The 16826-nt window shown below is 49.1% G+C and carries 17 protein-coding genes; 4 read left to right on the plus strand and 13 right to left on the minus strand.

What is annotated here, in order from left to right:
• Positions 1-59 precede the first annotated feature (59 nt).
• The 3 genes from VHA_RS11340 to VHA_RS11350 form a co-directional block, all read right to left on the minus strand.
• Positions 60-476, minus strand: coding sequence for a hypothetical protein (locus VHA_RS11340; protein ID WP_005504398.1), 417 nt, complete (start codon positions 474-476; stop codon positions 60-62).
• Between the two features lie 127 nt (positions 477-603).
• Entirely contained in the window at positions 604-1239 is a 636-nt protein-coding gene (locus VHA_RS11345; protein ID WP_040528819.1) for a YdcF family protein, read from the minus strand.
• 135 nt (positions 1240-1374) lie between these two features.
• A complete protein-coding gene (locus VHA_RS11350) occupies positions 1375-1710 on the minus strand; it encodes a zinc ribbon domain-containing protein YjdM (protein ID WP_005504402.1) in 336 nt (111 codons plus the stop codon).
• 454 nt (positions 1711-2164) lie between these two features.
• Between VHA_RS11350 and VHA_RS11355 the strand changes: the two genes are divergently transcribed.
• Positions 2165-3799, plus strand: coding sequence for a methyl-accepting chemotaxis protein (locus VHA_RS11355; protein WP_005504404.1), 1635 nt, complete (start codon positions 2165-2167; stop codon positions 3797-3799).
• A 74-nt stretch (positions 3800-3873) separates the two neighbouring features.
• On the opposite strand, the gene VHA_RS11360 is transcribed toward VHA_RS11355, so the two are convergent.
• Entirely contained in the window at positions 3874-4782 is a 909-nt protein-coding gene (locus VHA_RS11360) for an alpha/beta fold hydrolase (protein ID WP_005504405.1), read from the minus strand.
• A 328-nt stretch (positions 4783-5110) separates the two neighbouring features.
• Here VHA_RS11360 and VHA_RS11365 point away from each other — a divergent pair, with 328 nt between their 5' ends.
• Together VHA_RS11365 and VHA_RS11370 are read left to right on the plus strand one after the other, a co-directional pair.
• Positions 5111-5833, plus strand: a complete 723-nt coding sequence (locus VHA_RS11365; RefSeq protein WP_005504407.1) for a YebC/PmpR family DNA-binding transcriptional regulator — start codon at positions 5111-5113, stop codon at positions 5831-5833.
• Between the two features lie 72 nt (positions 5834-5905).
• The gene (locus tag VHA_RS11370) at positions 5906-6256 is read left to right on the plus strand and encodes a hypothetical protein (protein ID WP_005504412.1); all 351 of its coding nucleotides are present in this window, start codon (positions 5906-5908) and stop codon (positions 6254-6256) included.
• Between the two features lie 51 nt (positions 6257-6307).
• On the opposite strand, the gene VHA_RS11375 is transcribed toward VHA_RS11370, so the two are convergent.
• The 6 genes from VHA_RS11375 to VHA_RS11400 form a co-directional block, all read right to left on the minus strand.
• Positions 6308-6550: a formate dehydrogenase subunit delta gene (locus VHA_RS11375; RefSeq protein ID WP_005504424.1), complete on the minus strand. Its 243-nt coding sequence runs from the start codon at positions 6548-6550 to the stop codon at positions 6308-6310.
• Positions 6551-6561: 11 nt separating this feature from the next.
• On the minus strand, positions 6562-9435 hold the full coding sequence (gene fdhF / locus VHA_RS11380) for a formate dehydrogenase subunit alpha (RefSeq protein WP_005504426.1): 2874 nt from the start codon (positions 9433-9435) through the stop codon (positions 6562-6564).
• A 21-nt stretch (positions 9436-9456) separates the two neighbouring features.
• On the minus strand, positions 9457-11049 hold the full coding sequence (locus VHA_RS11385) for a formate dehydrogenase beta subunit (protein WP_005504428.1): 1593 nt from the start codon (positions 11047-11049) through the stop codon (positions 9457-9459).
• Positions 11046-11561 carry a formate dehydrogenase subunit gamma gene (locus tag VHA_RS11390; RefSeq protein WP_005504429.1) on the minus strand — a complete coding sequence of 172 codons (516 nt, stop codon included), beginning with the start codon at positions 11559-11561 and terminating at the stop codon, positions 11046-11048. Before VHA_RS11390 ends, VHA_RS11385 begins: the two co-directional genes overlap by 4 nt.
• Positions 11562-12000: 439 nt before the next feature.
• Positions 12001-12462, minus strand: coding sequence for an Hsp20 family protein (locus VHA_RS11395; protein ID WP_005504432.1), 462 nt, complete (start codon positions 12460-12462; stop codon positions 12001-12003).
• 242 nt (positions 12463-12704) lie between these two features.
• Positions 12705-12974, minus strand: a complete 270-nt coding sequence (locus tag VHA_RS11400; RefSeq protein WP_050778553.1) for a hypothetical protein — start codon at positions 12972-12974, stop codon at positions 12705-12707.
• Positions 12975-13431: 457 nt separating this feature from the next.
• Here VHA_RS11400 and VHA_RS11405 point away from each other — a divergent pair, with 457 nt between their 5' ends.
• Positions 13432-14418: an ABC transporter substrate-binding protein gene (locus tag VHA_RS11405; protein ID WP_005504435.1), complete on the plus strand. Its 987-nt coding sequence runs from the start codon at positions 13432-13434 to the stop codon at positions 14416-14418.
• Positions 14419-14510: 92 nt separating this feature from the next.
• Here the strand turns inward: VHA_RS11405 and rodA are convergent, their stop codons facing one another.
• The 3 genes from rodA to VHA_RS11420 form a co-directional block, all read right to left on the minus strand.
• Entirely contained in the window at positions 14511-15629 is a 1119-nt protein-coding gene (rodA, locus tag VHA_RS11410) for a rod shape-determining protein RodA (protein ID WP_005504436.1), read from the minus strand.
• 76 nt (positions 15630-15705) lie between these two features.
• On the minus strand, positions 15706-16383 hold the full coding sequence (locus VHA_RS11415; RefSeq protein ID WP_005504438.1) for a DedA family protein: 678 nt from the start codon (positions 16381-16383) through the stop codon (positions 15706-15708).
• A 47-nt stretch (positions 16384-16430) separates the two neighbouring features.
• The gene (locus VHA_RS11420) at positions 16431-16805 is read right to left on the minus strand and encodes a hypothetical protein (protein WP_005504439.1); all 375 of its coding nucleotides are present in this window, start codon (positions 16803-16805) and stop codon (positions 16431-16433) included.
• Between the last annotated feature and the right edge of the window lie 21 nt (positions 16806-16826).

Raw genomic sequence — 16826 nt, forward strand, 5'->3', positions numbered from 1 at the left:
TATGGATGTGATGCGACACACAGACGCTGGGGAAATCCAGCGTTTTTTTATTGTGCCTGCTATTCAGGTTTACTACGAGATAAGTGCTGTTTGATGACTTCCATCAATTTTTCTGGTTGGCGGTAAGCATAGTAATTGACCACAATCCGCTTCTCACCCGCCATGATGACGACAGAAAAATCATTAGATGTTGAGCCGGTGACCTCATGCCAATAAATGCGGCGCTTTCCTTTTTCTACATAGTCACCAGTCACCCGGGTATTCCTCGAATCAAACACCCAAAACAGTGAAATAAAAATCCCGATGAACGCCAGAAGGCCGTACAAGGCATCCATCCATAGGCTTTGTTGTTCATCGCCTAACACAAGCTGCAAATTCAGTATACCGAACGTTATACCCAGCATCAGGATCACAAATGAGAGCGGTTTGTTCAACACAGCCTTGTTCTTTGCTGTGTCGGTCACCTTTTCATTCACCGAAACTATCTCTTACCATCCAAGTTATCAATAAGACTATGTATCTTACTGGGAATTCACCAGTAATTGCGTCAATTTTTTAACACTTTGGTAAATTGTATGGTAGGCATAACCGCCACTCTCATTCTCACCACAGGCCGAGTTTCTTTATCGCGTGATACGCCGACATGACATCGTCAGGGATAGGCTGTTCTATTTGAAAGCCTTTTGCGGGATAGTCACGAATACGTTCGAAATCACTGAGGGCGGCTTCAACTACGTGGTCAAAGGGTAAGTCTGCGTTTGGGTAGTCAAGAAAGGAGATAGGTGGGGATGTGCAGACAACGCTCTCGATATCCCCCGGCCATTGCTTCATGAACGTGGCGTAGGCGCGTCTTTCCATAAAAGGTTTTTGCACCAGAATAAACCGGGAAAATACCAGTCCATGATCTTTCATGACGTTATATGACAGCGTCATGTTTTGGCCAGAATTTGTCGCCTTGGTTTCCAACAAAATGGCTGACGCCGGTACCCCTTCATCACACAGGATATCGGCGAAGGTTTCTGCCTCTGTTTTATCAAATATGTATTCGGTAAATCGCCCTCGCCCGCCAGACACGAGAAGATAAGGCGCCAGCTCTTTTCGGTATAGTTCTGCGGCATACTCCGCAACGCGAAGATCGTTGCTGCACAACACAAACAGGCAATCCGCAGGTTTCACGTCATGCCCCATAAGGTGAAAATTCCAGATAGTTTCCAGATGATTGTAAAGTCGGGCCGTCATAGGTCGGTTCTCTAAAAATAGCTTAGCTTTCTGAAATTAGCAGTCGCCAACAGTCATCCCCCTACACTATCACACAGACATTAGGCGAAAAGAAACCGCGCTAAAAAGCGCGGTTTCTTTGGCGTAAAGCAGGGCTTATACCTTTTTCACAAACTCCGACTTCAGCTTCATCGCGCCGATGCCGTCGATTTTGCAATCAATGTCGTGGTCACCGTCTACCAAACGGATGTTTTTCACTTTAGTACCGACTTTAACCACCAGTGACGATCCTTTCACTTTCAGATCTTTAATCACAGTGACGGTATCGCCGTCTTGCAGAACATTGCCGTTTGAGTCTTTGATGACTTTTGTCTCTTCCACATCAGCAGATGCATTCTGAGACCACTCGTGCCCACACTCAGGACAAACAAGCAGCGCACCGTCTTCGTAGGTGTATTCAGAGTTACATTGTGGGCAATTTGGTAAAGACATGATTGATTACCTCGGTATGGGTGGGTAAAGGGCGGTAGTCTAAACCAAAGCTATCACTTCGCATATAGCTGACCGTGATAAGCACACCTTTTTTCTGGGATTAAGATCATTTCGGGCATTCACGATAACAAGTGCACTATCTTCGTGCCACATACACACCAATACGGAAAACAATTGAAATTATTTTCCTACAAATAAATGCATCCGATCACATTTCTAAAAAATGTTAATTCACCGAAATACATTCATCAAGTCAATGCATTTCCTTTCCATACCGCCGCAGCCCTTTGTCTACCTAGCCAGACATGAAATCAATCAAATCCCGCCGTGTTTTTGCTGCCAGTTTGATCCATTTCACGTCAGGAAAATATGAAACCAGTTGCTAGACTCTTTTTTTATAAAACCCATTATTTTAACCAGTTAGCTAGGGGTCTTGGACCCTATGGAGAGAAACATGAACGCGCTGTCTATCCGGCAACGTTTATCGTTGATCATTATCATTGCCTTGCTGTCTTTGGTTTCAGTCACCATTATCTCGCTTACAGTTAAGCGCGATAACATGTTGGAAGAGAGAAAAAGCCAGATACGGGTTCTTGTTGAAACAACACAAAGTCTGGTTACCCGCCTATACCAACAAACACAAACCGGCGAAATTTCCGAAAGGGAAGCCCAACAACGTGCTATTACTGCCATCGATGCCATGCGTTATGGTAATAACGGTTATTTCATGGTGTTTGATATGGACGCAAACATGGTCCACCACCCTATCTCTCCAGATCTTAACGGTAAAAACCTTCGTGATCGCCAGGATGTCAATGGCGTCTACCTTTTTACTGAGCAGGTACAACAAGCGAAAGAAGGCGGCGGTTTTGTCACCTACTATTGGAAGAAAGCAGGTAACGACACAAAACCACACCCGAAAATCACTTACTCACTGCCTTTCCAGCCTTGGGGCTGGGTACTGAGCACCGGCCTTTATGTCGATGATGTAGATGCCGTTTTCTACCAAGACGTACGAAAAATGTTGCTTCTGGTGGCAGCTATTGCACTGGTGTTAGCAGCCATTTCCTTTACCATTGCCCGCAGCATCACGGTACCGTTGAGCAAACTGCAAACCTTGCTTCGAACAGCAGAAAGAAACCTTGATCTGACGGTTCGTTCGACGTTAAAAGGTAAAAACGAAATCACCGATCTGGGCCGCGCATTCAACAATTTGATGACGGCGTTTGAAGAAACCCTGACCAGCATCGCTCAGGGTGCAAACCAGCTCAACAGTGAAGTGTCTAAATTAGAGACCCTGTCTAACCATATCGTTGGCGCTTCAACCCAACAGTCTGAAGACACCGGCAGCATTGCTGCACTGGTGGAGGAATTTGCTGCCAGTATCAACACCATTTCCCACGACGCCGACAAAATGAAGACGCTTTCCAATGAAAGCGGGAATAAGGCTAAGGTCGGTGCATCGACCATGCAGCTGACTATTTCCAATATGGATCAGATGTCGGAGAAATCTCAACGTTCCAGCTCTGCCGTTGCTGAGCTCGATCAGCACTCCAAGGAAATTGAAGGCATTATCAGCGTGATCAATGATGTAGCGGAACAGACCAACTTGCTGGCACTGAATGCGGCCATTGAAGCTGCCCGCGCTGGCGATCAAGGTCGTGGCTTTGCCGTTGTCGCCGATGAAGTGCGTAACCTAGCCGTCCGCACATCAGACTCTACCAAACAGATTGCCTCTACCATTCAGGAACTTCGCAATGGCATTGAGATGACCGTGAGTCATATCGAAGAAAGTGTCAGTGTGGTGAGTGATAACATGTCGCAAACCCATACAGCCGAACAATCGGTTCGCGAAATGCACCAAAAGTCACTCGATCTTATCAATATCATCGAAGAAGTTTCCCGATCGCTGCATGAGCAAACTGTCGCCAACCAAGAGTTGGCAAGACGTATTCAGGGCATTGCCGACATGGCCTCCAATAACCACGAATCGGCGGAGGATGTGCAAGGATCAGCCCGTCAAGTGAATAACCTGGTGAGTCAATTCAGACAATCTGTTGGGCGATTTAAAGTGTCCAGAGTCTGTTGACTTCCCCCTGATCACTGTCGTAATAAATGCACAAAGCCCCTTCATGGGGTTTTGTCCGTTTAAGCGATACCGCTTTAACTCATAGGCTCGCGGCAGATCAGCCCGTATTTTGTTGGACTGGATAGTGGTGCCAGTGGATGTTGCTCAATAAACTGCTCGACATCATGGCGATATGACGGATAGAAGAGATTAGGCGCATGGCCGCAGCCAAGATAATAATTCACCGCCATATCCGGTTGCATTTCTCGCATCTTTTTAACGATGCCCTTTGTCAACACATCAGAGTGCAATCCATGCATCAGCATTAACGGAATATCAAGGCGGTCAAACTGCCGCCATAGGTTAATTGGTGGGGTATCAGGATCGTATTGCGCAAGAATATCAGGGTCATAATGCGTCGTGTAATCACCATTGCCAAGTCTGCGGACCGATGCAGAAATCATAGTATGCCATTGCTGGCAAGTATGGGGACCAAAGGGCTGATAGAGGCTTTGCAGGTATTGGCTAATCTCATTATACCGCTTGAAAGAAACGGGGGTCTGCACATAACTGACGATTCGCTCCAGGGCATCGGCTGGCACTTCCGGGCCAATGTCGTTTAAAACCAGAGTTGCAATCTTATCGGCATTCTCATCACTGGCTGCGATTAACATACCCATCAACCCACCCATGCTGGTGCCGACCCAATGAACCTTGTCACAGCAGTAAAAATCCATCAGCTTCAGCGCCATCGTAACGTAGTTGGCGTAGCTATATTCTACTTTTGGTTCTTCTGCCCATTGCGACAACCCACGCCCCAGGGTATCAGGTGCAATGACACGGTAGCCTTTCGATGCCAACGCATTCCCCAGTTCAATAAAGTCGATGCTGTTCCTTGCTAAACCATGCCAACAGAACACCGTTTCACCGCCCTCCGGGTTCCAGGCTCGAACGTGTATTTCGCGTTCATTGATCACTGGGTACTGGTGCAGCATTTCAGACATGATTCCGCTCTCCCCTTTATATCCCCAAGATGAACATGACACCGGCGCCGCTCGCGATGGGGTTATGTTAATTATTTGAGGTGTTTCAGGTTTCCTCAACTCTAAAACTGAAAAAAAGCGTATTTCCGTTTAAGCCACCACATCGACACGCCAAAGCGCACTAATTGGTAGCTTTTTTCTGGTGTTACAGATAAAACAACACAACGAAGTCTTGCTCAGTCTCAGTAAATACGGGAGGTCCAGCGCTTTTAGTGCTGGAAATAAACCACCGGTGATTGATAAAATCGCTGCCACTTTAATAAACGCATATCAAAGAGAGTGACTCCCCATGGGACGCAGTTTCGAAGTTCGTAAAGCTTCAATGGCGAAAACACAAGGCGCCAAAGTTAAGCTGTACTCTAAGTACGGTAAAGAGATCTACGTTATCGCGAAAAACGGTGGTACCGATCCTGACTCTAACCTCTCGCTAAGACGTATCATTGATAAAGCGAAGAAAGATCAGGTGCCAAGCCACGTGATTGAAAAAGCGATTGAAAAAGCATCTGGCAGCGGTGGTGAAAACTATGAAGTTGCGCGCTACGAAGGTTTCGGTCCTGGCGGTTGCTCTGTGATTGTTGACTGTCTGACAGACAACAACAACCGTACTTATATGGAAGTCCGTCAGTGCTTCGTGAAAACCAACGCCAAAATCGGCAGCCCTGGCTCTGTTGCCCACATGTTTGAGCACCAGGCTGTTTTCCAGTTCGCGGGTGACGACGAGGAAACCGTACTGGAAGCATTGGTCATGGCAGACGTTGATGTGACTGACATTGAGTGTGAAGACGGCGTTATCACAGTTTTCGCCCCTCACACAGAATTCTTCAAACTGAAAAATGCACTGACAGAGTCAATGCCGAACGTTACCATTGACGTTGAAGAAATCACTTTCGTGCCACAAACCATGACAACAATCAGCGGCGACGACGTGGCTGTCTTTGAGAAGTTCATGGACATGCTGAACGACTGTGACGACGTACAAAACGTTTATCACAACGCAGAAATTGAGGCGTGATCCTTTCAATCTGCGTTCAAAGTGCCCGGTTTTGCCGGGCATTTTACTTTTCGATCGAATAAAGGCGCCATGATGGAACAGAAAGAATTTGAAACACTGGTCAAAGCCCTTTGCCAAAAAGCAGACCTTCCTGAAGCACTCGACATGCTGAAAGCATGCGAAAACGAAGCCGTTGCAGAAGCTGCAAATGCGCTGACCGGGCAGTTTGCACTGGCGGAAGTAGAGGGTGAAAACCGTGTTTACCACGTATTTACCGAAGAAAATGACGACGGTGAAACACAAGAGTTCGTGGAACACATTATGAACGTTGGCGACGACGTGATTGTGTTTGTCGCCTGGTTCTTCAACACCCAGTTCGACATTAAAAACCGCGATACCTATGCCGCTGCTGGCCGCACTTATAAACAGCCCAAACGCAGCTAACCTAACCCAAACGCTGGGGCAAATGCCCTGGCGTCTTTGGGCCCCACAACGCTATCCCGCTTTCAGCCGGTACTCTTTTGCCAATAACCCAGTCGCTTTTTCGGCGATGGGATTGAGCACATCCTTGCCCAGCCCCTCAAACAGGCTTTGTTTCATGTCTAGGGACCAGAAGCGGCGGATGTGTGACGCAACGTCTTCTACGGTTTCCTGTTCACTCCTGCCATGCGCAAGGTTTTCTGCGATTTGGTTCGCCATCACAAAAAGCCGTTCATTACGATGGTGTTCGCCGTCCATGCTAACTCCTCTCAATGCCCACTGCCTTGGGTGGCGGCCGACAAATGCGCTTGTTGCTGCTCGTCAAACTCGCGAAAACGCCGCTGCCAATCTGTTTGGTCAACGGCCACTTTCACCTGCACTGCGGTCACTTTGTATTCCGGGCAGTTGGTTGCCCAGTCCGAGTTTTCTGTGGTCACCACATTGGTGCCGGATACCGGATGGTGGAAGGTGGTGTAAACCACGCCCGGTTGCATACGGTTGCTGATTTTAGCAGGGAGGGTGACTTCACCTGCACGGCTGGCAATCCGCACGGGAGTGCCGTCCGCGATCCCACGGTCTTCGGCATCCAAAGGATGGATTTCCAGCACATCTTCCTTGTGCCAGCGGGTGTTGTCAGTGCGGCGGGTTTGCGCACCAACATTGTACTGGGTCAATATGCGGCCAGTGGTCAGCAGCAATGGGAATCGCTTGTTCACTTTCTCTTCGGTTGCCACGTATTCCGTCACCACAAAGCTGCCTTTGCCTTTCACAAAACTGCCAATATGCATGGTGGGTGTTCCTTCAGGCGCCATATTGTTACAAGGCCACTGAATCGAACCCAGTTTATCCAGCTTTTCATAGCTAACGCCTTGGAATGTTGGCGTCAATCGGGCAATTTCATCCATGATTTCTGAGGGATGGTTATAATGCATCTCATAACCAAGGGCATTGGCAAGCCCCATCGTCACTTCCCAGTCGGCTTTGCCGGAAAGTGGTACCATCACTTTACGCACGGGCGAAATCCGTCGCTCCGCATTGGTAAACGTACCGTCTTTTTCAAGGAAGCTGGCTCCCGGCAGGAACACATGGGCAAACTTGGCGGTTTCATTCAGGAAGATGTCCTGAACAATCAGGCATTCGAGCGATGACAATGCCGCCTCAACATGTTGGGTATTGGGATCAGATTGGGCAATATCTTCACCCTGCACATACATACCTTTAAACCGGCCTGCAATCGCAGCATCAAACATATTGGGAATACGAAGCCCGGGTTCCTCGTCAATCGGCACGCCCCATTCGCTTTCAAACAACACACGCACTTGCGGGTCTGAGACGTGACGATAACCAGGCAATTCATGCGGAAAAGAGCCCATATCACAGCTGCCCTGTACGTTGTTTTGTCCGCGCAACGGGTTAACCCCTACACCTTCACGGCCAATGTTGCCTGTTACCATTGCCAGATTGGCAATCGCCATGACAGCTGAACTCCCCTGACTGTGCTCTGTCACGCCCAGACCATAATAAATCGCACCGTTCTGTGCTTTCGCGAACATCCTTGCCGCTTCCCGGATCAATATGGCGGGTACACCGGTCGCACTTTCCATCGCTTCCGGCGAGTGATGCGGCTGGGCGATAAAATCACGCCATTTGTTATACGCCTCGGTGTCGCAACGTTCAGCGATAAAATCTGTCGCTTCCAACCCTTCATTGATAATGACATGCGCCAGCGCATTCATCACCGCCACATTAGTGCCGGGACGCAGTTGCAAATGGTATTTGGCACGGACGTGCGGCGCGTTGACCAAATCAATTTCACGCGGATCAATCACTATCAACTTCGCGCCCTTTCTCAGGCGACGCTTAAGCTGGGAAGCAAACACCGGGTGGCCATCGGTTGGGTTAGCACCAATCACAATAACCACATCGGCTTTCTGCACCGATTCAAACGTTTGGGTGCCCGCCGATTCACCCAAGGTGGTTTTCAGGCCATAGCCGGTTGGAGAATGGCAAACCCTTGCACAGGTATCGACGTTATTGGTACCAAACCCGGCGCGAACCAGCTTCTGCACCAGATAGGTTTCTTCATTGGTGCAGCGTGACGAAGTAATGCCCCCCAATGCGTTCGCCCCATATTGATCCCGGAGCGCCCTGATCTTGTCTGCGGCAAACCTAATCGCCTCTTCCCAACTCACTTTGCGCCACGGCTCATTGATGGTGTCGCGGATCATCGGGCGGGTAACACGATCTTTATGGGTCGCATAGCCAAAGGCAAAACGGCCTTTCACGCATGAATGCCCCTGGTTGGCTTTACCCTCTTTGTGCGGCACCATCCGGATAAGCTGATCTCCCCGCATCTCGGCACGAAATGCACAGCCCACCCCACAATAGGCACAGGTCGTCACACGATAGTGACTCGGTGTGCCTTGCTCAATCACACTGTTTTCGATCAGCGCTGCCGTTGGGCAAGCCTGCACACAAGCGCCGCAGGACACACATTCAGACGCCATAAACGATTCTGCACCCGCCACAATACGGGATTCAAACCCCCGTCTTTCAACGGTCAGAGCATGCTGCCCCTGAATTTCGTCACAGGCACGGACACAACGTGAACAAACAATGCATTTACTGGTATCAAACGTAAAATACGGATTGGAGGTGTCCTTTTCCTGATCAAGGTGGTTGCTGCCCTCAACACCATAACGCACCTCACGAAGTCCGACAGCGCCCGCCATATCTTGCAATTCACAATCGCCGTTGGCGGCACAGGTCAGGCAATCCAACGGGTGGTCTGAAATGTACAGCTCCATTACATTACGTCGTAACTTACGAAGAGCTTCATTCTGTGTGGTGACGACCATACCTTCCGCAACGGGTGTGGTGCAGGCTGCCGGTTTTCCGCGCATGCCTTCAATCTCCACCACGCACATCCGGCACGATCCGAAGGCGTCCAACGAATCGGTGGCACACAGTTTGGGGATCGGGATATTCAGCATGGATGACGCACGCATTACCGAGGTGCCTTCAGGCACTGTGACTGACCAGCCATCAATGGTCAGGGTGATGGGTTTGAGATCCTCACCTTTCATCGGCGGAGTCCCGACGTCTTTGTTGCCCTGTTCAAGGGGGATATAAAACTCAACCATTGTTGCCTCCTCGACGGACTATCACCCGTCAACGCCCGTGTTTTTTGCGTCTAACGCAAAACCAAAATCGTCTGGGAAATGTTTCAACGCACTTTTCACCGGGAAGGGGGTCATGCCCCCCATGGCGCAAAGGGATCCCTGTTCCATCGTCTCGCACAAATCATCAAGCAAGGCTTTATGTGCTGACTTTTCATCGCCAGTGGTACGTAACAGTTGATCGATCACTTCAACACCACGTACTGCACCAATCCGGCAAGGTGTACATTTGCCACAAGATTCCAACGCACAGAATTCCATGGCAAAACGCGCCATCTGGCTCATGTCTGTCTGCTCATCAAAAGCGACAATGCCGCCGTGCCCCAACATGGCACCACGCGCTGCAAGGTGTTCGTAATCCAGCTCGGTGTCCCAGTCTTTTTCAGCAATATATGCCCCGAGCGGCCCACCAATTTGAACTGCTTTTAGCGGATTGCCGGTTTTACTCCCCCCACCGAAATCGAAAAGCAGCTCTCGGATAGTGACACCAAAAGCGAGTTCAAACAGCCCCGGCCGTTTGATGTTGCCAGCAAGTTGAATCGGCATAGTGCCAAGCGAACGCCCCTGACCAAAATCTTTATAGTGGTCCGCCCCTTTCGAGAAAATGATCGGTACTGACGCCAGAGAGATCACGTTATTGATCACTGTGGGCCTACCAAACAGACCCTCAATGGCAGGCAGCGGTGGCTTGTTCCTAACCAAACCCCGTTTACCCTCAAGGCTTTCCATCAAGGAGGTTTCCTCGCCACAAATATACGCCCCTGCGCCCATCCGCAGTTCTAAATCAAAATGCTTGCCGCTGCCGCAAATATCTGGGCCGAGATAGCCGGCGGCATAAGCGTTTTCAATGGCTTTTGTGAAAATCTTGCAGGCATTGGGATATTCAGATCGGGTATAGACATAGCCCTGAGAGGCGCCAACAGACAACGCACAGATGATCATGCCTTCAATCAGGGTGAGCGGATCGCCTTCCATCAACATACGATCAGCAAAAGTACCTGAATCGCCTTCGTCAGCATTGCAGATAACGTATTTCTGACCCGAAGGTTGGTCTGCAACGGTTTGCCACTTGATACCGGTAGGGAATGCCGCACCACCACGACCACGCAGTCCGGAGGCTTTCACTTCATCCAGCATTTCCTGAGTTGTCATAGTGAGCGCTCTTTTCAGGCCGTCAAAACCGCCCTTACTGCAGTAATCTTCAACATCAAGAGGATCGACAACCCCCACCCGTTCAAACGTCAGTCTGTCCTGGCGCTTCAGCCAGGGAATCTCCGTGGTCAGACCAAGACACAAGGGGTGTTCCAACGCAGCACTGCCTGCTTCATCCGGCGCAAAGAAACGCAGGGCAAGCAGTGCATCAATATCCTCTTCAAACACAGGACCGAATGCAATGCGGCCCCCGGCAGATTCCACTTCAATCATAGGCTCCAGCCAGAAAAGACCGTGGGATCCATTGCGGACAACCGTCAGGGATTCGCCATAGATAACAGCGCTGTGCTCCAATCGCGCCGCAACCTTATCTGCACCACGGGAAACAGACGAGGAGTCAAGGGGGACATAAATACGATAACTCATGGCGCCTTCACCTCAACCACTTGGGTGATCAGCGAATTAACGAGGCTATCAAACGCGTCATCATTCATGTCACCGTGAATATCATCACCCACCCGGACACAAGGGGAATACATACAGTTGCCCAAACAATAAACCGGCTCAAGGGTGAAATTTTTATCTTTGGTGGTTTCATGAAAGCCAATGCCGAGCCGGGAAAACGCATGGCGTTCCAATGTCTGCGAGCCCATCGACTGACAGGATTCTGCCCGGCAAATCTGGATAACATGGCTACCGGGCGGCTGATTGCGAAACTCATGGTAGAAACTGATAACACCATGCACGTCGGCGTTTGACAGGTTCAATCCTCGCGCAATCATTGGCACTGCAGCGGGAGGGACGTAGCTCAGGTGATGCTGAATTTCATGCAATATGGGTAACAGGGCACCCGGCTTGGTCTTCAGTGTATTTATTGCTTCTGCTACCACAACGCGCTCCTGATCCGTTAAAGCGCTGTGCTGGGCTTGCTGTTTCATTGGCTTTCCTTGCTATCCGCTATCCTAACTTGCTATCCAATCTGACACTGCTTTTGTTATGCCATGGTAATGCTTTTGTTATGCCATGGTAAGTGTAGTGCCAATCCGTCACTCGCCTGTTCCCGAATTGAGATCTGATCAGGCCACAATGCGACGCTGGCAGCTTGTCATGAATGATAAAAAATGGTTAGTTTACAAATAGATTGCCTTCTATGCCGTCATGGAAAGAGGGATTGTTACCCAGCAGTAATTAACCGTTTATACCCGTGATCGCTACGGGTGCATGCAAGGGGATAGGAATGGCAATGCACATAAATCCAAGCGACCTGAAGATGCAGGATTCAGGTTGTTGGGTATAGCCATATTAAAATGAGGTTAGATAGCAAAAAGGGCTGAACAACTCAGCCCTTCCACTTAACGCAACATCATCAATAACACATTAAGCAACAATGTCTTCTTTATGTTCAATAGTAGAAGAAGAGCCACTGTTGATTGCGATAGACTTTGGTTTCATCGCATCTGGAATAACCTTCAACAGGTTAATTTTCAGCAAGCCGTTTTCCAGATCTGCGCCGGTTACTTCAACGTAGTCAGCCAGATTGAACTTACGTTCGAACGTGCGGTTTGCGATTCCTTGATACAGGTAGTTTTTGCCTTCTGTTTTCGCTTTTTCACCGCGAATGGTCAGTACGCCACGTTCTACATTAATGCTCAGTTCTTCCTGAGTGAAACCGGCTACAGCCAAGGTGATAGCGTATTTGTTGTCTTCCAGTGATTCAATGTTGTACGGAGGGTAACCTGCCGTCGCGCTTTCTGCACGGAACGCGTTATCCAATAAAGAGGCAAAGCGGTCAAAACCGATGCTATTACGATATAGTGGGGTCAAATCGATAGTTTTCATCATATATCCTCCAAAGAAGCGATATGTATTTAGATTCAGTAAATGTCTTTGTAAAAGGTCGCACGAATATCGCCACAACCTTCACACTCATATATTTGGAGAGTCACCCGCTTTTTTTCAAGAGACCATCCCAAAATTAACGTCAAAAAATTTACTAAATGATTGATGATATTTGAATTATTTTTTAATGAAAGTTTTTACGCTCGATGATGAGAATTTTAAATGGTGAATTTACATTGCCGTTAATACGTAATGTTTTTATTTTCAATCAGCAGATCGGGACTCACCGATAACGCGATAGTTTGCTCACGACAATAGCGTGACATACAGGTATTGAGGCAAAGTGCTTGCACTGCTTTTTTGGAGGCTGGGTTCAGGCAACTGAATTCGGCTGCACAAAGCTGTCCGTTGGTAAACAGTCTTTCCAGTACCTGAACATTAATTTCCAGTTGCACTTTTTCCCCAGAACCCGACCGCTCCCGCGCACATGTTGCCTTGGCTGGCTCTGACATTCATTCATCCCCACCGTTTGTGATTACCATTACCACCAAAATAAATGATAATAGTTATCATTACAATAAAGAATACTGGCAGGTGTCACAATTTACAGTGCAAATTGACTATTGATAAGGGTCCCGCAGATAACACCCCGGTGTAATGTCTGTCATCTTGCGGACTACAGATAAACACTGTCGCTGGCTCCCCCCCTTTAAGGTTGTTTTACCCAACCAGGTAGCGTCCTGCCCTCTTCCAGTACAGCTTCATCAGCCAAGTGATCCAACGGGTTACTTACCGGAAAACCACAGTAAAAGGGGGGCATATAATGATGTAAGTGTCACGAATATCACCCAATAACACGAATCCGATCCAACAACTTTGCTATCGTGGAAATAATATCCCCAGCCCTGAGAACACAGGGGTATGGGAACAATGAGAAGACGAGCACCGTCACCAAAGGAGTCACTCCCTATGCAACCCCGCTACTTCCCCCTTGCGCTGCTGGCACTTTCCCCTTTCACGTTTGCCGATGAGTGTGGTGATGTCACCATTGCCGACATGAACTGGAACTCCGCTACCTTGATGGCGCACGTTGATCAGTTCATTCTCACCCATGGCTTTGGCTGCAATGCTGAGCTGGTGCCCGGCGACACCATGCCAACCGGTGTTTCAATGACTGAAAAAGGCGAGCCGGATATCGCCCCGGAGTTCTGGAGTAACTCCCACAAAGAGATGTTACAAAAGGGGGTGGACGAGAAAAAGCTCCGCTTTGCCGGTAAAGCCTTTGTGGAAGGGGGAGAAGAAGGCTTTTGGGTACCGAAATACATGATAGACAAACACCCGGAGCTTGCCACCATTGAAGGTATTAAAGCCAATGCGAATCTGTTTCCCCACCCGGAAGACGACAGTAAATCCGGCTTTATGACCTGCCCTGCAGGTTGGACGTGCCAAATCACCGCAGGTCACCTTTTTAATGCCCTGGGCCTTGAGGAAGCCGGATTTGAAATGATTGACCCAGGTTCCGGTGCCGCGCTGGCAGGTTCCATTGCCCGCGCCAATGACAGGGAGAATGCATGGTTTGGGTATTATTGGTCGCCCACACCTGTACTGGGTCGTTATGAGATGGTGAAAGTCGATTTTGGTGTGGACGCCGATCCTGAACACTATGAAAACTGTATTACCCAAGCCGACTGTATCAACCCCAAAGTCACAGCTTACCCACCGTCTGCGGTAAACACGATCACCACCGAAAGCTTCGCTACCAAATCCCCGGCAGCGTATAAATACATCAGCAACCGTGCATATACCAATGCAGACATGAGTGCCATGATGGCATGGATGGAAGAGAATCAGGCAGACGGTGAAATTGCGGCATTTGAATTCCTCGAATCCTATCCACATGTGTGGATGAAATGGGTATCGGAGGATGCTGCCAAAAAGGTCAAAGCCGCGCTGTGACCTCTGTTTCTCCCGATTCCAGCACCGCACCTTAATGCCAGTCAGGCAACCTTTCTGGCATTAAGGTAACGCAGCCGTCGAGTTATCGCTTCTTATGAAGGGGATTGGGTAAAGGTCCTGGCACTCCAGGTGGCAACCATTGGCTGCTTGCCACAACAAAGCGCCATGATAATGCCAAAACAGGCACCTTGGGTGATCATCGCCGTGCCGCCATAACTGATAAAGGGTAGCGGGCTGCCCATTACCGGCAACAAGCCGCTCACCATGCCAAGGTTAATAAAGGCATACAGGAAGAAGCTCATGGCCAGTGCGCCACTCACCAAGCGTGAAAATGGCGAAGCTGTATTCACTGCCAGCCACAGGATCCGGCCAGAAATAAACAAGTACAGCAGTATCATGACCACGCTCCCCAAAAAGCCCCACTCTTCGGCAAACGTCGAGAAGATAAAGTCAGTATGACTTTCTGGGATAAATCCAAGCTGTCCCTGTGTGGCATGCATAAAGCCCTTGCCACTCACACCACCAGAACCAATCGCAATCAACGACTGAATGATCTGATAACCTGCGCCAAGGGGATCGGATTCCGGGTTAAGAAACTGGTTTACACGCTGCTTCTGGTAGTCAGCCATGAAGAAAAACCACATCACTGGAAGCACCGCACCTACGGCTGCCAATACCGTGCCAATGATCCGCCAACTCATCCCTGCAAGAAACAGCACAAACAACGCATACATAACAGTAAAAATGGCCCCATCCAGATCCGGTTGAATCACGATCATGCCGGCCGGCAAGGCAGTCACCAATACACACAGTGCAATCTTGGCCACCCCCGGCCTGCCGGGGTCTCGCACAACCAGCCAGGCTACAATCATTGGCACTGCTACTTTCACCAATTCAGAAGGCTGGAAACGCACCGGCCCTAACACTAACCAGCGTTTTGCGCCATTGACGGTTTCACCCGCCAACAGGACACCTAGTAGCAATATAATGGTGATGCCAAAAAGGTGGGGCGCATACGTTTTATATTTTTTGGCAGGGATAAGGGAGAAAAAAAACAACGCGAATAATGCAAAACCTGCGCGTGCCAAGTGGCGTTCAAGGATAGGTACACTATATCCACTCGCGCTCCACACGCTCATTGAACCGAAGGTGATCAGCGCAATAATCGCCATCAATAGCGGATAGTCCAAACGGGGACGAAATACATTCATGGGGAAACAATAGATTGAAAAAACGAGACAAATGACTTTGCGCGGCCTAAAGGCCGCGCCAGATAAGTAAGTACTATCAGGCTTCAGCAGAATGTTGCTTGTTGACACGCATCTGCTTACGAATTCGCCAGGTGATAGCGGTGAGGATCGCAACGCACAATGTTACCAGCGGTGCCGCCATGAGGCCCATAGTCACTATACGGCTCAGTGTTTCAGGCAAAGATGGCAGTACAAATCCAAATCCCGCCAATAAAAAGACCCAAATAACCGCACTTAACCAAGAAAAATATTGGAAGCGTGGCGCTTCTTGAACACGGATTCCCATCATCATAGGAACAATCGAGCGTACCCCCGGAATAAACCGGGCCGCAAACAATGCGACCAAGCCGTGCTGTCGCAATAACGCATCCACCGTCTGCATATTTTTCTCAGGCACTTTTTTCAACCAGCGCTGTACCATCGGTAATTTGTTCAACCAACGCCCCTGCATAAATGCTGCCCAACTGCCTACCGATGCAGACGCAATAAGCAACGGGAACGCCACTTCGGGAGACAATACACCGACTGCCGAGAGGGTACCAACCAGAATGACAACGCTGTCGCAAGGAAGTGGCGCTGCTGGCAAAAAACCACTTTCCAGACTGATTAAAACAGCAACAATAATATAGATAAGCGTGGCACTGCCAGGCGAAAGCAGTGTGTTGAAGTCCTGATGCCAAAGGGCGACCAGCACCTCCTGAATAGCGTCAAACATATTCTCTCCAACATTCAATAAGAAAAGATCATGATGAAGAAGCGCCGCTATCGGGTATGAATAAATCGGTACTGCAGGTTTCGAGGCGTTGAGCGTATCGAGTAACACTTGATAATGGCTGAAACCAACAGCACTAATGTGGTTAAAGTCAGGACAGCAAACGTTACCCTGGTCGAAATCGCCGTTACCCAAATGCCTTCTTCATCACCATCATGACGCTGCGATTCGTACTGGAAGAAGCGCGGAGCCATAATACGAAAAAGTGACGACTCCTCTTTGGCCTGGGATGCGTTTCCACTGTTTTTCCATACACTGCGATGATGCTCGGCAACGTCCGCACCAATAGCACCAACTGCACTACTTAACAGCAGTACAGCAATCAGTACCAGATAGATGGAAAGTCGCCTTTGCAACAGGTTCACCGTGTATTCCCGAGGATAATT

This window comes from Grimontia hollisae CIP 101886 (assembly GCF_000176515.1).
GTDB classification, from domain to species: Bacteria; Pseudomonadota; Gammaproteobacteria; order Enterobacterales; family Vibrionaceae; genus Enterovibrio; species Enterovibrio hollisae.

What these genes read in the sequence shown, in the direction of transcription:
- VHA_RS11370 (WP_005504412.1), top strand. Translation starts at nt 5,906, where the DNA reads ATGGAACAGAAAGAATTTGAAACACTGGTCAAAGCCCTTTGCCAAAAA.
- VHA_RS11360 (WP_005504405.1), bottom strand. Translation starts at nt 4,782, where the DNA reads ATGTCTGAAATGCTGCACCAGTACCCAGTGATCAATGAACGCGAAATA.
- VHA_RS11345 (WP_040528819.1), bottom strand. Translation starts at nt 1,239, where the DNA reads ATGACGGCCCGACTTTACAATCATCTGGAAACTATCTGGAATTTTCAC.
- VHA_RS11390 (WP_005504429.1), bottom strand. Translation starts at nt 11,561, where the DNA reads ATGAAACAGCAAGCCCAGCACAGCGCTTTAACGGATCAGGAGCGCGTT.
- VHA_RS11350 (WP_005504402.1), bottom strand. Translation starts at nt 1,710, where the DNA reads ATGTCTTTACCAAATTGCCCACAATGTAACTCTGAATACACCTACGAA.
- VHA_RS11395 (WP_005504432.1), bottom strand. Translation starts at nt 12,462, where the DNA reads ATGAAAACTATCGATTTGACCCCACTATATCGTAATAGCATCGGTTTT.
- rodA (WP_005504436.1), bottom strand. Translation starts at nt 15,629, where the DNA reads ATGAATGTATTTCGTCCCCGTTTGGACTATCCGCTATTGATGGCGATT.
- VHA_RS11365 (WP_005504407.1), top strand. Translation starts at nt 5,111, where the DNA reads ATGGGACGCAGTTTCGAAGTTCGTAAAGCTTCAATGGCGAAAACACAA.
- VHA_RS11355 (WP_005504404.1), top strand. Translation starts at nt 2,165, where the DNA reads ATGAACGCGCTGTCTATCCGGCAACGTTTATCGTTGATCATTATCATT.
- VHA_RS11400 (WP_050778553.1), bottom strand. Translation starts at nt 12,974, where the DNA reads ATGTCAGAGCCAGCCAAGGCAACATGTGCGCGGGAGCGGTCGGGTTCT.
- VHA_RS11405 (WP_005504435.1), top strand. Translation starts at nt 13,432, where the DNA reads ATGCAACCCCGCTACTTCCCCCTTGCGCTGCTGGCACTTTCCCCTTTC.
- fdhF (WP_005504426.1), bottom strand. Translation starts at nt 9,435, where the DNA reads ATGGTTGAGTTTTATATCCCCCTTGAACAGGGCAACAAAGACGTCGGG.
- VHA_RS11415 (WP_005504438.1), bottom strand. Translation starts at nt 16,383, where the DNA reads ATGTTTGACGCTATTCAGGAGGTGCTGGTCGCCCTTTGGCATCAGGAC.
- VHA_RS11375 (WP_005504424.1), bottom strand. Translation starts at nt 6,550, where the DNA reads ATGGACGGCGAACACCATCGTAATGAACGGCTTTTTGTGATGGCGAAC.
- VHA_RS11385 (WP_005504428.1), bottom strand. Translation starts at nt 11,049, where the DNA reads ATGAGTTATCGTATTTATGTCCCCCTTGACTCCTCGTCTGTTTCCCGT.